The following is a 14,792-nucleotide window of genomic DNA, read 5'->3' on the forward strand; positions in this document are numbered from 1 at the left end:
GAGCGCCGCGGCCTCGCTGCCGGCCACGGACGCCCCGCCGGAGTGGGGCTCGACCGCCGGCGTCTGGGCCGGGCACAACTACGACCTCGCCAACACCCGCGCGACCAAGCGGACCTCCATCACGTCCAAGAACGTCGCCGGGCTCAAGGTGAAGTGGCGCTTCGCGCTCGACAGCAACGAGTTCTTCGGCACGTTCTCGTCCAACCCCATCGTCGTGGGCGGGACGGTCTACCTGATCGACCTCAACAGCAAGGTGTCCGCGCTCGACCAGTCCACCGGCCGGGTCAAGTGGCAACGCTCGTTCGACAGCCCGAACGTCGGCCCCAACGGCGTGGCCTACGGCTGGGGGCTGCTGTTCGGCACCACCCACACCGGCGTCTTCGCGCTCGACCCGCGCACCGGCGCGACGGTGTGGTCGCGCGAGCTGGTCAAGGAGGGTGACGGGGGCGTCGACATCGCGCCGCAGCTGTACGACCGCACCGTGGTCGTCAGCACCGTGCCCTCCACCCTCACGACGTACGCCCCCGGCTCGATGGGCACGGTCTGGGCCTTCGACGCCGCCACCGGCACGCCTAAGTGGTCGTTCAACACGATCAAGGACGGCTACCTGTGGGGCCACCCCGAGATCAACAGCGGCGGCGGCCTGTGGTTCCCGCCGGGCGTCGACGACCGGGGCCGGGTGTTCGTCGCGGTCGGCGACCCCGCGCCGTTCCCGGGCACGCCGGAGTACCCGAACGGGGCGAGCCGCCCCGGGCCGAACCTCTACACCAACTCGCTCGTCGCCCTCGACGGCAGGACGGGCAGGGTGCTGTGGTACCAGCAGGTCGCCCCGCACGACCTGCGCGACTACGACCTGCACATCTCGCCGATCATCACGTACGCCACGCTCAACGGCGTGCGGACGGAGGTCGTGGTGGTCGCCGGCAAGATGGGCTCGGTCCACGCCTACCGGGCCGACGACGGCAAGCCGCTGTGGTCGCTGCCGGTCGGCAGGCACCAGAACGACACCGGGCCGCTGCCTGACCAGCCCGTGCAGGTCTACCCCGGCATCTTCGGCGGCGTCCAGACGCCGATGTCGGTCTCGGACGGCCGGCTGTTCGTGCCGTGGGTGGACGCCTCGTCCCCCATGAGCTCGACCAGCTACGACTTCCCCGACCTCGCCTCGGGCACGGGCGGCATCCTCGCCGTGGACGTGGCCACCGGCAAGGTGCTGTGGAAGCGCGACCTGCCGTCGGAGAACTTCGGCGCCGCGACCGTCGCCAACGACGTCGTGTTCACCAGCACCTACGACGGCACGATCTACGGCATGGACGTGCGGACCGGCAAGACGCTGTGGAGCACCAAGACCAAGGCGGGGATCAACTCGTTCCCCGCCGTGGTGGGCGACACGCTCTACATCGGGGCGGCCTCGCCGATCTTCTTCGACCAGCCGGTGCCCGAGTTCCTCGCGTACTCGCTGTCCTGACCCCGTCTCCTCCCGGCGCGTGGCGGGCCTCCCATCGTGGAGGCCCGCCACGCCCGCGTCTGCCCGCGCCCGCGAGCACGCCGCGCGGGCGGGAGAGCACGCTGGGAGAAGGCGTCCCGATCATCGTGATGCACGCTTGGTGGGTGGCGGTCCGCCAACGGCGCCGGACCCCTTCCCATCGGGCGGAACGCCCCGGACGACCGGCTCCCCGGCTGGAGGTCTTCTCATGCGGACAGGTGTCTGGCTCGTCGGGGCGCGCGGCTCGGTCGCGGTGACCACGGTCGTGGGCGCGGCGGCGCTCGCCCGCGGCCTGCGGCCGCCGGTGGGCTGCGTGACGGACTCGCCGCAGTTCTCCTCGGTGCCCCTGCCGGCGTACGGGGACCTCGTCTTCGGCGGCCACGACGTCGCCGGAGTCCCGCTGCGGGAGCGCGCCGAGCGCCTGGCGCTGGACGGGGTGGTCCCGGCGGGCCTGCCCGCGGCCGTCGCCGCCGACCTCGACGCCGCCGAGGCGCGCGTGCGGCCCGGCGTCGACGGCGCGGACCGGCGTTCCCAGGCGGAGCAGGTCGCCGACCTCGCCGCGGACCTGGCGGCGTTCCGCGAGCGCGAGGGCCTCGGCGCCGTGGTGGTGGTGAACGTCTCCTCCACCGAGCCCCCCGCCGAGCCACACCCCGCGACCGCCGACCTCGCGCTGCTCGACGAGGCGCTCGCCGCCGGGGTGGACGCGCTGCCGGTGAGCTCGCGCTACGCCTACGCCGCCCTGTCGGCCGGATGCGCGTACGTCGACTTCACCCCGTCGAGGGGCGCCCGGCTCGTCGCGCTCGACCAGCTCGCCCGGCGGCGCGGCGTGCCGTACGGCGGCAGCGACGGCAAGACCGGCGAGACGCTGCTGAAGACCGTGCTCGCGCCGATGTTCGCCGCCCGGGCGCTGCGGGTGACGTCCTGGTCGGGCACGAACCTCCTCGGCGCCGGCGACGGCGCCACGCTCGCCGACCCGGCCGCCGCGGCCAGCAAGATCGACTCCAAGGAACGGGTGCTCCAGGCGCTCCTCGGCCATCCCGTGAGCGGGGGCGTGCACATCCACAACGTCCCGGAGATGGGCGAGTGGAAGACCGCCTGGGACCACGTCACGTTCCAGGGGTTCCTCGGCACCCCGATGCGCATGCAGTTCACCTGGGAGGGGTGCGACTCCGCGCTGGCCGCCCCGCTCGTGCTCGACCTGGCCCGGCTGACGGCCCGGGCGCTGGCGGCGGGACGGCGCGGCTGCCTCCCCGAGCTGGCGTTCTTCTTCAAGGACCCGGCCGGCACGCAGGTCCACGGACTGGACGAGCAGCACCGGATGCTGGTCGCCTGGGCCGCCGGGCTGGCGTCCGGTCGTGCGCCCGCGTGACCTGCCGAACCTCCCGCCGCTCCTGACCGGACGGCCGTCCGTGAGGGGCCGCCGGCCCGTCTGACACCGACCCCACCCGCAGGAGGATCACCATGTCGTGGCTGGACAGCACCACCTCCGCCAAGCTCGGCCGCGTGTCGGTCGTCGCGGACGGACTGTCGTTCCCCAGCGCCCTCGCGTTCGACGACGACGGCGGGGCGTACGTCGCCGAGACCGGCCTGCCGTTCGGCGGCGCCGCGCCGGGCGGCCGGGTCCTGCGCGTCGAGCCGGACGGCGGCACGACCGTGCTCGCCGAGGGGCTGGGCTCCCCGGTGACCGGCTTGGTCTTCCACGACGGCTCGCTGTGGGTGTCGCAGGGCAGCGATCCAGGACGGGTGTCGCGCCTGGAGCTCGACGGCCGCCTCACCCACGTCCTCGACGACCTGCCGGGCGGCGGCAACTACCACACCAACGAGGTCGCGTTCGGCCCGGACGGCAAGATGTACTGGGGTCAGGGGGCGATGACCAACACCGGCCTGGTCGGCCTCGACGCCCTGGTGATGGGCTGGCTGAAGAAGCTGCCGCACAGCGTGGACGTCCCGGGCTACGACGTCGAGCTGACGGGCGTGGCGGTCGAGACCCGCGACCCGTTCGGCGACGACCCCTCGGCCACGCTGGTCACCGGACCGTACACGCAGTTCGGGGAGCGGCTGCCCGCCGGGACGCGCCTGCCGGGCCGCACGCCGGCCACCTCCGCCGTCCTGCGCGCCAACCCGGACGGCACGGACGTCGAGCTGGTGGCCTGGGGGGTGCGCAACGCGTTCGGGCTGAAGTTCCTGCCGGACGGGCGTCTGCTCGCCCTCGACCAGGGCGCCGACGACCGCGGCAGCCGCCCGGTGGCGAACGTGCCGGACTACCTGTGGGAGATCCGGCCCGGCGCGTGGTACGGCTGGCCCGACTTCATGGGCGGCGTGCCCGTCACCGACCCCCGGTTCGCGCCGGAGACCGGCCCGGCGCCGGGCTTCATCCTGGCCAACCACGCGGAGCTTCCCAAGCCGGAGCGCCCACTGGCCGAGTTCCACAGCCACACGGCCGCCACGAAGTTCGACGTGGCGCCCGGCGGCGGCTTCCTGGCGGTCGCGCTGTTCGGCGACGAGACGCCGATGACGGCGGCGCCGGGCCACCCGGAGGTGGGCCGGGCGCTGACCCTCGTGCGGACCTCGGACTGGCGGCAGCACGTGCTGCTCAGCTCGGAGCTCAGCCGGCCCATCGACGTCCGGTTCCACCCCGCCGACGGCTCTCTCTGGGTGGTCGACTTCGGCTCGTTCGAGATGCGGGGCGAGCCCGGCGGCGTCACCGTGGCGGCCGCCGGTGGCTCGGGAGCCGTCCTGCGCGTGGAGGAGCCGCTCGCCTTCCCCCAGACCCAGGATCTCCCCCGCGACCAGCGCTAACTGCGCAAGCAGGGAGGTGCCCGGCACCACGGGCGGGTGTGACGCTGGCCGCGTGGGCGGCTGTGCGACCGCCGGGCCGCGACGACAGCCGGAGGGGACCCCGAGGCCCGGCCAGAAGCGAGAAAGGAACCCGCCGTGACACAAGATGTGGAGACCGCCGGAGTCCAGGCCACCTGGACCCAAGAGCCGCCCCAGCGGACCCGGGGCCGGGCCGCCGCGCCCCGCGAGCGGGTCCCGTGGTGGCGCGGCGCGTGGGCCGTCGCCTTCGCGGTGCTCGTCGTGTTCAACCTGATCTGGGCGCTGCCGACGTATCTCACGTTCGACCCGGCCCTGTCCCGGATCCCGTTGAGCCCGAACTTCCCCGGGCACCTGCACTACCCGACCGTGGTGATCCACGCCATCACCGGCAACGTGACGATGGTGACGGGCTTCCTGCAGCTCCTGCCGTGGCTGCGCCGCAGGAGCGTCCGGTTCCACCGGGTGAGCGGGTGGCTGTACGTCTTCGCCGGCGCCCTGCCGGCCGCCCTGCTGGGCCTCGCCCTGCTGCCCTTCTCCCAGGCCCCCACGGGCCGCGTCGGGCTGTTCGGGATGGCCGTGGCCTGGATCGTCACGACCGTGCAGGGCTACCGGATGCAGCGCGCCCACAGGTACGCCGAGCACCGCCGCTGGATGTACTACAGCTTCGCGCTCGCCCTCGGCACCTCCTGGGGCCGGGTCGTCGTGATCTTCATGGGGATCACGGGCGTCCAGTTCGACATGATGCTGTTCCTGGAGGCCATCTCCTGGGGCTGGGTCCTCAACGTCCTGGTCGCCAAGTGGCTGGTGGAGCGCCGGCGCCGCCGCCCCGCCAGGGCGGCCGCCTGACCGCCTCCGCGTCCCGGGAGGGAAGGGGCGTCCGTCCACACCGGCGGGCGCCCCTTCCGCCGTCCCGGGCCTCTTCCCGCGAACCGGTGGACCGGCCGGGTATGACTGAGTACTCTCCCAAGTATGACCAGGAAGATTACGATCTCTTTGCCCGACGAGCTGGCCGACGAGGCGCAGGCGTCGGGCAACGCCTCGGCGTACATCGCCGCGGCGCTCCGGGAGCGCCGCCGCATCCAGGACGACCTGGCCATCATGGCCGATTTATGGGGTCCCGGCTGGCAGGACGGCATCGGTGACGACGACCGCGCCCGGGCGGCCCGCCTCGTCGGCGGCGACGCCACGGCGGACGCCGCGTGAGCGACCCTGTCCCACCGGCGGGCGTCCTGTCCGGCCACGTGCTGGACCTCGACGCCGTCGTCCACCTCATCGAGGGAAAGAGCATGTACGGCCGGGCCGTGGTGCTGCAGTCCTCCGCCCACGGCGTCACCCTCCTCGTCCCCGCGCTGGCGGTCCAGGTCCTGTCCCTGGGCCCGATCCAGCCCCGTCTCGAACGCTTCCTCCGCATGTCGATGGTGGTGACCGGCGCCCTGTCCCCCGACGACGCCGTGGCCGGCGGCCCGTACGCCCAGGCGATCATGGCGAGCCTTCGCCGGCACCGGCCGGCCGCCGCCGCCGACGCCCAGCTGCCCGAGGTCCTCGTCGCCGCGCACGCGGCCGTCCACGCCGTACGGCGGGGCTGGCGGATCGTCACCACCACGCCGTACCTGTACGAGGGGCTCGACGTGCGGCTGGAGATCCTGCCCTGAGGCCCGCGCGCCGGGGTCCACGCGACGCACTTCAGGCGGCGCACTCAGGCGGCGCACTCAGGCGGCCACGGCGCGGCTCCAGGCGGGGAAGCCCGCGTGGGCCTGGACGAAGTTGCCGATGATGCGCATGCCGCCCTCGGTGCAGATGCTCTCGGGGTGGAACTGCACCGACTCGATCGGCAGCCACCGGTGCCGCAGCCCCATCACGTACCCGTCGTCGAGCGACCGGGCGCTCACCTCCAGGCAGGACGGCACGCTGTCCTCCTCGACCACGAGCGAGTGGTACCGGGTGGCCGGGAAGGGGTCGGGCATCCCGGCGAACAGGCCGCGCCCGTCGTGCCGGATGGGGCTCGTCTTGCCGTGCATCAGGTGCTGCGCCCGCGCGATCGTCGCGCCGTACGCCAGCCCGATCGCCTGGTGCCCGAGGCAGACGCCCAGGATCGGCACCTCTCCCCCGTAGGCCCGCACGATCTCCACGTGGCCGGACTCCGACGGGTGGCCGGGGCCGGGGCCGAGCAGCACCGCGTCCGGGCGCATCCACCGCACGTCGTCGAGGTCGAGCTCGTTCGAGCGGACCATCACCGGCTCGGCGCCGGCGGACATCAGGTACTGCCGGATGATGTAGACGAAGCTGTCGAAGGCGTCCACCACGAGGATCGTCGGTGCGTCGGTCATTGTCGCCGTCCTTGTCGTCGGGGCCGCGGGTGTTCCCGCACCCCCACTGTGCGGCACGGACGGCCGGCGATCCGGGCACGCGGCACTCAGCAAGTTGACGCGCGGTGACCTGTTCCTGCCAGGCCTACCGGGACGGACACGGGGAACCGCTCGAACCCGGGCACGACCAGGCGGTTCCGGTAGGCGGGGGCGCCGGCCGGGGCGATGCCGGGGAAGCGGCGCAGCAGCCGGGGCAGCGCCACCGTCGCCTCCATGCGGGCGAGGCTCGCGCCGACGCACAGGTGCACGCCGCCCCCGAAGCTCAGTGGCCGGTTGTCCGGCCGTTCCGGGTCGAACCGGTGCGGATCGGGGTGACGGCGCGGGTCGCGGTTGCAGGCGGCCAGCAGGAGCAGCAGCTTCGTCCCCTCGGGAACCGGCGTGCCCATGAGGTCGAACGGCGCGCCCGCCCAGCGGCTGGTGGCCTGGACGGGCGGCTCGACCCGCAGCGTCTCCTCGACGTACGCGGCGGCGAACCCGGGCTCCCCCTCCCGCAGCCGCGCCGCGTGCGCCGGATGCTCGAAGGCCAGGCGCAGCGCGTGGCCCAGCAGGTTCGTGGTGGTGTCGAAGCCGGCCACCAGCAGCAGCACGAGGTTGCCGATCAGCTCGTCGCCGCTGAGCCGGTCGCCGTCGTCGTCGTGGACCCGCACCAGCGCGCTGAGCATGTCGTCCGCCGGGCGGCGGCGCCGCTCCTCGACGAGCGCCGTGAAGTACGCCGACAGCTCGTCCATGGCGGCGTCGGCGCGGGCGAGCCGGGACAGGTCGGTGAGGCCCTCGAGGGCCAGGGTCACCTCGGCCGCCGCGGCGCGGAACCACACCTGGTCGTCCTCCGGGACGCCCAGCAGCACCCCGATGACCGCGACCGGCAGCCGGAAGGCGAACTCCGCCATGAAGTCCACCGGCGTCCCCCCGGCGGCCGCCGCGTCCATCCGGTCGAGCAGCCGCTCGGTCAGCCGTTCGACGGCCGGTTGCAGGGCCGCCACCCGGCGGGCGGTGAACGCGCCCGTCACCAGCCGGCGCAGGCGGGTGTGGTCGGGCGGGTTGGTGTAGAGCATCGAGTCGGTGAACCCGCGCAGCGACGAGTGCGACCGCCAGCCGGGGTGCACGACGTCGTGGCTGCGCTCGTCCTGCACCCGCAGCGCGGGCTCCCTGAGGGCCCGCAGGCACTCGGCGTACCCGAGGACCGCCAGCAGGCCCTCCCCAGCCGCCACGACGCCCCCGTGGGCCCGCAGCGCGTCGTAGACGGCGTGCCGGTTCCGCCGCCCCTCGCTGGACACCAGGGCCGCCATCAGCTCGGCCGGGCTCCCGGCGAGCTCGGTGACGTGCTCGGCCATGCGTCTCCCTTCCGCCGTACGGTCACCCACGCCGTCCGCCCCTGGACGAGGACGGCCCGCGGCGGGGCGCCGCGGGCCGTCGGAGTGGTCGTGGGTGTCGTCGGGTGTCGTCGGGTGTCGTCGGGTGGTCGTCGTCTGCTCAGTCGTTCTGCAGGATCTTGTGGAGGGTCTCGGCGAACGCGTCGGGCTGGGTGGTGAAGCCGCCGTGGTCGCCGGGGACGTCCACGATGCCCGTGCCGAGGCGGTCGGCCAGCGCGGCCGCGGCCTTGCGCGGGACCTGCCCGTCGGAGGCGTCGCCGCCCGCGATGACGACGCGCGGCTCGGCCGAGCGCACGCCCTCGACGTCGGGGGTGTGGCTCATGAACGAGCTCCACACGTGCTTGAAGAAGAAGTCGGCGTTGGCCTCGAACCGGGCCATGGCGGCGAGCATCTCGGGGTCGGGCTCGCCCTGCTGCTCCCAGTCGCCGCCGTCGCCCTCCTCGGGGCCGCCGAGGCCCATGCCCTCGCCGAAGCGGCCCATGGCGGCGCCCCAGCCGGCGGCCGCGTAGATGTCGGAGATCTCCTGCGTGAAGGCCGTCCAGTGGTCGGCGTCGGGCAGCAGGCCCACCGCCGGCGGCTCGTGCGCGACCAGCGCCCGCACCTGCTCGGGGTGGCGGGTCAGCAGGTCGAGCGCGACCAGGGCTCCGCCGCTGGCGCCGAACACGTAGGCCGGCTCGCTCGTGACGGCCGACAGCAGCCGGTGGGCGTCGTCGGCGTGGACCTCGATCCGCTGGTCCTCGGCCGGGCCGTCCAGCGTGCTGCGCGACAGGCCGCGCGCGTCGTACGTCACGACCGTGTACCGGTCGGACAGGGCCTCCGCGAGGCCGCCGAACATGGCGGCGTCGCCGGGGGCGCCGGGGATCAGCAGGAGCACGGGTCCGTCGCCCCGCACCTCGTAGTACAGGCTCGCGCCCGGAACCTGCAGCGTGTCCGTCTTCGTCGCGCTCATCGAGTCGCCTCCTGGTTACGTTTGTCGTGTCGGAGCCACCGCCCTGGGGCTCCTCGCTCGTCTGCGTGTCGTTCGGCTACCGGACGTCGCTCCGGGCGCCTCCTCCGTATGTGGGTCGGAGCGGGCCGGCGGTTCTCGACATCCGGGGCGCGATCGGTGAGGCCCAATCGCGACTGATTTCCGCGACGCCGTGGGAGTGGGGGCCCGGCGGCCCGCCGGGACGGGCTCTCACCTGGTGCGCGCTCGCCCGTGGTCACTCTCCGTCACTGAGTTTATCGGCCGGGGAGCCTCCGGGGTTCTTCCAGAATGCTCAGTCGGGCGGGGTGGACGCCGGCGTGATCGCGTACTCGGCGAGCCACTCGAGCAGTTCGTGCCGCCGGGTGCGGACGAGTCTGCCGCCCGTGAAGCGGGCGTCATCCGTCACCTCGGCGGTGATCGCGTGAGGCGGGAGGAAGGACGACGCCTCCTCGTCCGTGGTGAACTCGGCCTCGCCGAGGACCAGACCATGGAGGGGCGGATCGAAGACGTCGATGCTCAGTGGCGGGACGCTGAAGCGGATCTTGGACAACTCTGTGGCAGGGAGCGGGGCGAACCGGTCGTACTCGGCGCGGGTCAGATAGATGTTCGTGATCAGGCCCTGGACAGGGCCCGCCTGGCAGGCGGGCACCTTCTGGGTGAGCTTGAACTCCCAGGTCCCGCCGTCCAGATGCTCGACCCGCGTATAGGCGGCCGGGCCCCCTGCACTGATGCGCGGTCTGTTCTCTGCGGCCGTCAGACGGACGCAGCCGCGAGTTGCGATCGGTCAGTCCGCCACGATGACGACCTTGCCCAGGTGGAGGCCCGACTCGAGGTGGCGGTACGCGGCGACCGCGTCGGAGAACGGGAACGACCGGTCGACGAGCGGGCGGAGCCGGTGCAGCCCGATCGCCCGGTTCATCGCCTCGAACGCCTCCCGGCTGCCGACGTGCAGGCCCTGCACGATCAGGGCCTTGCGGAGCAGCGGGACCGGGTCGATGCCCTGTCCGGGGCTCAGCACGCCGACGACGCTCACCCGGCCGCCCGTGCGGGCGGCCCTGATCGACTGCGGCAGCGTGCCCCCGCCGCCGACGTCGATGACGTGGTCGACCCCGCCGTCCGTCAGGTCGTGGACGTACCGGCCCCAGTCGCGCACCCGGGCGTGGTTGACGCCGTGGGCCGCGCCCAGCGCGAGCAGCCGCTCCAGTTTCGCGTCGCTGCCCGACGTGGCGACCACCTCCGCGCCGGCCAGCGACGCGAACTGCAGCGCGAACACCGACACCCCGCCGCTGCCGAGCGTGAGGACCCGCTGACCGGGGCCGAGCCCGCCCTGCACCACGAGGCACTGCCACGCCGTCACCGCCGCGCAGGGCAGCGTGGCCGCCTCCGCGTCGTCCAGGTGGGCGGGGGTCGCGACGAGAGCCTCCTCGTCGAAGGCCACGTACTCGGCCAGCACGCCGTCCACGGTGCCCCCGAGCGCTCTCGCGAGCCTGGCCGCGGTGACCGGGCCGCCGAGCCACCCGGGCAGGAACACGCCGGTCACCCGGTCGCCCACCTTCCACCGCGTCGCCTCCGGGCCGGTCTCCACCACATCCCCCGCGCCGTCCGACAGCGGCACGAGGTCGGGCTTCATGCCCCGGCCGTACGCGTCGCGCGCGATGAGCAGGTCGCGGTGGTTGAGCGACCACGCGCGCATGCGGACGAGCACCTCGCGCGGCCCCGGGACGGGGACGTCGCGCTCGTCGAGGCGCAGCGCGTCGATGCCGGAGAACCGGGGCAGGTGGTAGTACCTCACGACTTCCTCTCGTCAGCAACGTCAACGATCGCTGTCAGGCCGGGCGGCGCGCGAGGGCCCGGGCCGGTCCCGGCCCGGGCGTCAGGCTGTCACAGCAGTTCCCTGCCGGTCACCGCCCAGTACGCGGCGCTGGACTTGGCGAGGGTCTCGGTCCACTCGCGCTCGGCGGAGGAGTCGGCCACGACGCCCGCCGAGGCGCGGGTGCGGTAGACGCCGTCGCGGTGGATGAGGGTGCGGATGCACAGGGCGAGGTTGACGTAGCCGCCGACGTCGATGAGGCCGAGGGCGCCGGCGTACAGGCCCCTGCGGGTGGTCTCCAGCTCCTCGATGATCTCCATGGCCCGGATCTTCGGGGTGCCGGTCATGGTCCCGGCGGGGAACAGCGCGCGGATGACGTCGAACGCGTCGACGCCGCCCTCGGCCCGCCCGGTGACGGTGGACACGAGGTGCTGCACGTGGGAGTAGCGCTCGACGACCATCGTCTCCCGCACGCCCAAACTGTCGCGGGCGCAGATGCGGCCGATGTCGTTGCGGCACAGGTCGACGAGCATGGTGTGCTCGGCGACCTCCTTGGGGTCCTCGCGCAGCCGGGCCGCCAGGGCGTCGTCCTCTGACTCGTCACCGCCGGCGCTCCTCGGCACCGTCCCCGCGATGGGCCGCATGGTCACGGCGCCGTCCTCCACGCGGACGAACAGCTCCGGGCTCGCCCCCACGACCGTGTGGCCGTCCACCGACGTCAGGTACATGTACGGCGAGGCGTTGCGCGCGCGCAGCCGCAGGTAGACGTCGAGCGGGTCGGCGGCGCTCGCGACGGTCAGCTCGTGGCCGATCTGCACCTGGTAGATGTCGCCCACCGCGATGTGCTTCAGGCATCGCTCTACGTTGCGCGCGAACCGGGCGGCATCGGTGTCGTCGCACATCCACGCCTCGGGAACGGGGGCCGGAACCGGCTCGGGATGCGTGCGGTCCGCGTCGCCGACGAGGGCGGCGATCTCGGCGGGGTCGAGCGCCGGCCAGGCCGGGCACTCGTGCAGCAGCAGCTCCGACCGGCCGGTGGCCAGGTCGACGACGAGACAGCCCCGGTGGAGCACCAGGTAGACGTCCGCCATGCCGTCGTCGCCCTCGATGAGGTACGGCAGGTCCTCGATGTAGCGGGCGGTGTCGTAGCCGAAGTAGCCGAGGAAGCCGAACCGGAACCGCGAGGCCGAGCCCCGGGCGTCGAACACGCCTCCCACGGCCCGCAGGACCTGCCACAGGTCGCGCGGCCGCCGCAGCCGCGGCCCGCCGCCCTCCCGGCCGTCCGCGTCGCCGTCCAGGAGCGGGCGGAGCCGGGCGAGCACGGCGTCGCGGACCTCCGGCACCCCCTCGACCCGCACCACGCCGCCGGTCACCGCGACCGTCAGCAGGGCGCCGAATCCGGTGAAGCGGTAGCGCCGGTCGCGCACCGAGCCGGCGGCCGACTCCAGCAGGAACACCTCGTCGCGGCCGAACCGCTCCGCGAGGGCGAGGTAGGCGGACAGGCTGCCCGTGGGCGGCACCTCACGGCGCGACGTGCTCACCCGCAGCGCGGCTCGGTCGATTCGCTCCCTCATGCCGCAACCCCCGTCAGGTCGTGATCGCGTAGCGGTGGGCCACCTGCCGGGCGACCACCGCGGCGTGGTCCGCCTCGGTCCTGTTGTCCAGGATCCGGGCCGCCTTCCAGCTCACGAAGGCGCCGGTGTTGGTGACCGGGTCGAGCTCGGCGTCGACGGCGATGGCGGCGCTCACCCCGGTCCGCTCGCGCAGCCGCGCCGCCACCCCGGCGCCGACGGCCGCCGCGTCGCCCGCGATCCTCGGCAGCAGATCCATCCGCACGGTCACCCGGTCGCGGCCGTCCTCGTCCCGGTCGATGACGACCTGGTACCCGAGGCAGCCCCGGACGCCGTCGAGCACGGCGGACTCCAGCTCGGCCGGCTGCAGGGTCGCCTCGCCCAGCCGGATGCGGTCGGCCACCCGGCCGACGACCTCGACCACTGGGCCGGGCAGCGGGGAGTCCGCGGGCGCGTCCTCGATCCGCACGAGGTCGGCCGTACGGTAGCGGACGAGCGGCTTGACGCCGTCCACGAGCATGGTCAGGACCAGCTCGCCCTCGCCGCGGTCGCCGAGCGGCGCGCCCGTGTCCGGGTCGACCAGCTCGGCGATGTAGTTCAGCTCGGACAGGTGGAGCCTGCCGGTGACGGCGCCGGTGGCGATGCACAGCGCCTCCTGCGAGCCGTACAGGGTGGGGTGGACCGTCGCGCGCGGCCAGATCGACGCGACGTTCGCGGCGAACTGCGGCGTGCAGATCTCGCCGAGCACGAGGAACATCGCGACCGGCAGCCGCGACAGGTCGTACCCGTAGTGCAGGGCGGCCTTGGCGAGGCTCAGGCAGAGAGCCGGGGCGCAGACGACCACCTCGACGCCCAGCTCCTCGATGAGCCGCAGCGCCTTGCGGAAGCCGACGCGGGGCGACTCCGGCCAGATCTTCACGTGGCAGGCGCCGAGCGACGCGGCGACCGCGGTGAACACGTCGCCGAACGCGTACAGCTCCGAGGGACCCATGAGCCCGACGACCGGCAGGCGGTCGCCGAACCGGGCCCGGAAAAGCCGCCGCCACGACTCCTCGACCGCGGAGTTGCTGGTCAGGATGTCGCGGACGCCGCGGGGACAGGGGGTGGACGGGCCCGTCGTGCCGGTCGTCTCGTAGAAGATGCTCGCGTCCGCCGGGCTCCCCGACAGCACGTCGTACATCTCCCTGCGCAGATCGTCCTTGGTGGTGAACGGCAGGGCGGACAGGGTCCCCGGGGTGACCGCGCCGACGTCGATCCCGGCCAGGTGGCGCCGGTAGAACGGGGAGCGCCCGGTGACGTGCCGCAGCACGGCCCGCAGGCGCTCGGCCCGCCAGCGCGACCGGTCGCCTGGGGTCATCTCGCCGGCATGGAAGCGGTCGAGCACGCGCTGGTAGTCCCGCCAGAACGCCTCGTCGCCGGCCGGCTGCCGCAGGACGGTGGTCTCCGCCGCCGGCAGCGCCGCCGGGAGGAGGCCCGTGGCGGACGGGGGCGTCACAGGTGCTCCCGCAGCTCGTCGAGCGCCAGGCCGACCCGCTCGTTGCGCTCGCCGACGCCGAGGACGTCCCGGCGCCCGGTGAGACGGCGGTGCTCGCTGAGCAGGTCGATCATGTCGATCATGCGGTCGACCATGCGGGCGACGTTCGTCAGGCCCTCCTCGTCCTTGGCCGCGTCACCCCTGTGCAGGGCGTGGACCTCGGCCGGGAACCCGCTCCCGACGACGATCATGCGGTTGAGCAGCGCGTTGACGGTGAGCTGCGCCCAGACCTCGCCCGCGCTGTAGCGGCGGGCCACCGAGACGATCCCGGCCACCTTGTTGGCGAGCGGCCGGTCGAAGCGCAGGTAGCCGACGCCGGCCCGCTCGATGAACGTCTGCATGAGGCTGGCCGTGCCGAAGCCGTGCACAGGCGCGGCGTAGATGATGCCGTCGGCGGCGATCATCTTGTCCACCACCCCGGGCACGTCGTCGGTCTGCTCGCACCGGATCGTGCGGTCGTTGCAGTCGCCGCACGGGCCGCAGCGCAGCATCCTGATGTTCCGCAGGTCGACGGCCTCGAAGTCGACGCCCCGCTCGGCGGCGACCGACGCGGCGTGCCGCAGCACGTCGGCCGTGTTCCCGTCCCTCTCGGATCCGTTGATCGCGACGATCTTCGGCGTTGCGGTCACGATGGTGTGCCTCCTCGGCGAGCGCGTGCGGCGCCCGCACCGGCGGGCGCCGTGGTGGTCGTGAGCTGTCAGAGGGGATCCGGTGTCCGTGTGTCCGTGCGCCGGGGAGGTCCCCTCCCCCGGGTGTGCCGCGAGGCCGCCGCCGGCTCCCGGGCGCGCCGGGAACCGGCGGCCGGCCCTCGCGATCGCGGTGTCCCGCCGGGCCTCCCGCGCGGTCAGCCCTCCGCGGGGGCGAGCGCGGCGCC

General features: G+C 73.8%; 14 protein-coding genes. 6 read left to right on the plus strand and 8 right to left on the minus strand.

Going from position 1 to position 14,792, the window contains the following annotated elements; genetic code table 11:
• The 6 genes from MPTA5024_RS05150 to MPTA5024_RS05175 all read left to right on the plus strand — a co-directional run.
• A partial coding sequence (locus MPTA5024_RS05150; RefSeq protein WP_036320334.1) for an outer membrane protein assembly factor BamB family protein occupies positions 1 to 1,465 on the plus strand: 1,465 nt, incomplete at its 5' end.
• Positions 1,466 to 1,691: 226 nt separating this feature from the next.
• Entirely contained in the window at positions 1,692 to 2,852 is a 1,161-nt protein-coding gene (locus tag MPTA5024_RS05155) for an inositol-3-phosphate synthase (protein ID WP_036320337.1), read from the plus strand.
• A gap of 92 nt (positions 2,853 to 2,944) precedes the next feature.
• Entirely contained in the window at positions 2,945 to 4,282 is a 1,338-nt protein-coding gene (locus tag MPTA5024_RS05160; RefSeq protein WP_157099295.1) for a PQQ-dependent sugar dehydrogenase, read from the plus strand.
• Between the two features lie 135 nt (positions 4,283 to 4,417).
• The gene (locus MPTA5024_RS05165) at positions 4,418 to 5,146 is read left to right on the plus strand and encodes a DUF2306 domain-containing protein (protein ID WP_036320340.1); all 729 of its coding nucleotides are present in this window, start codon (positions 4,418 to 4,420) and stop codon (positions 5,144 to 5,146) included.
• Positions 5,147 to 5,269: 123 nt separating this feature from the next.
• A complete protein-coding gene (locus tag MPTA5024_RS05170) occupies positions 5,270 to 5,503 on the plus strand; it encodes a hypothetical protein (protein WP_157099296.1) in 234 nt (77 codons plus the stop codon).
• Positions 5,500 to 5,952 (plus strand): hypothetical protein, encoded by a 453-nt coding sequence (locus MPTA5024_RS05175; protein WP_036320346.1) that lies wholly within the window; start codon positions 5,500 to 5,502, stop codon positions 5,950 to 5,952. Before MPTA5024_RS05170 ends, MPTA5024_RS05175 begins: the two co-directional genes overlap by 4 nt.
• A 57-nt stretch (positions 5,953 to 6,009) precedes the next feature.
• Here MPTA5024_RS05175 and MPTA5024_RS05180 read toward each other — a convergent pair whose 3' ends face one another.
• From MPTA5024_RS05180 to MPTA5024_RS05215, 8 genes are all read right to left on the minus strand, one after another.
• The gene (locus tag MPTA5024_RS05180) at positions 6,010 to 6,627 is read right to left on the minus strand and encodes an anthranilate synthase component II (RefSeq protein WP_036320348.1); all 618 of its coding nucleotides are present in this window, start codon (positions 6,625 to 6,627) and stop codon (positions 6,010 to 6,012) included.
• 86 nt (positions 6,628 to 6,713) lie between these two features.
• Positions 6,714 to 7,997, minus strand: coding sequence for a cytochrome P450 (locus MPTA5024_RS05185; protein ID WP_051457719.1), 1,284 nt, complete (start codon positions 7,995 to 7,997; stop codon positions 6,714 to 6,716).
• Between the two features lie 139 nt (positions 7,998 to 8,136).
• Positions 8,137 to 8,985: an alpha/beta fold hydrolase gene (locus tag MPTA5024_RS05190; RefSeq protein ID WP_036320351.1), complete on the minus strand. Its 849-nt coding sequence runs from the start codon at positions 8,983 to 8,985 to the stop codon at positions 8,137 to 8,139.
• 310 nt (positions 8,986 to 9,295) lie between these two features.
• Positions 9,296 to 9,652 (minus strand): hypothetical protein, encoded by a 357-nt coding sequence (locus MPTA5024_RS05195; protein WP_198166954.1) that lies wholly within the window; start codon positions 9,650 to 9,652, stop codon positions 9,296 to 9,298.
• 135 nt (positions 9,653 to 9,787) lie between these two features.
• Entirely contained in the window at positions 9,788 to 10,795 is a 1,008-nt protein-coding gene (locus MPTA5024_RS05200; protein WP_036320357.1) for a zinc-dependent alcohol dehydrogenase family protein, read from the minus strand.
• Between the two features lie 89 nt (positions 10,796 to 10,884).
• A complete protein-coding gene (locus MPTA5024_RS05205) occupies positions 10,885 to 12,387 on the minus strand; it encodes an anthranilate synthase component I family protein (protein WP_036320360.1) in 1,503 nt (500 codons plus the stop codon).
• Positions 12,388 to 12,400: 13 nt separating this feature from the next.
• Positions 12,401 to 13,879 carry a phenylacetate--CoA ligase family protein gene (locus tag MPTA5024_RS05210; RefSeq protein WP_198166955.1) on the minus strand — a complete coding sequence of 493 codons (1,479 nt, stop codon included), beginning with the start codon at positions 13,877 to 13,879 and terminating at the stop codon, positions 12,401 to 12,403.
• Positions 13,876 to 14,547: a flavodoxin family protein gene (locus tag MPTA5024_RS05215; protein WP_036320362.1), complete on the minus strand. Its 672-nt coding sequence runs from the start codon at positions 14,545 to 14,547 to the stop codon at positions 13,876 to 13,878. Before MPTA5024_RS05215 ends, MPTA5024_RS05210 begins: the two co-directional genes overlap by 4 nt.
• Between the last annotated feature and the right edge of the window lie 245 nt (positions 14,548 to 14,792).

This window comes from Microbispora sp. ATCC PTA-5024 (assembly GCF_000511135.2).
In the GTDB taxonomy this organism is placed as follows: Bacteria; Actinomycetota; Actinomycetes; order Streptosporangiales; family Streptosporangiaceae; genus Microbispora; species Microbispora corallina.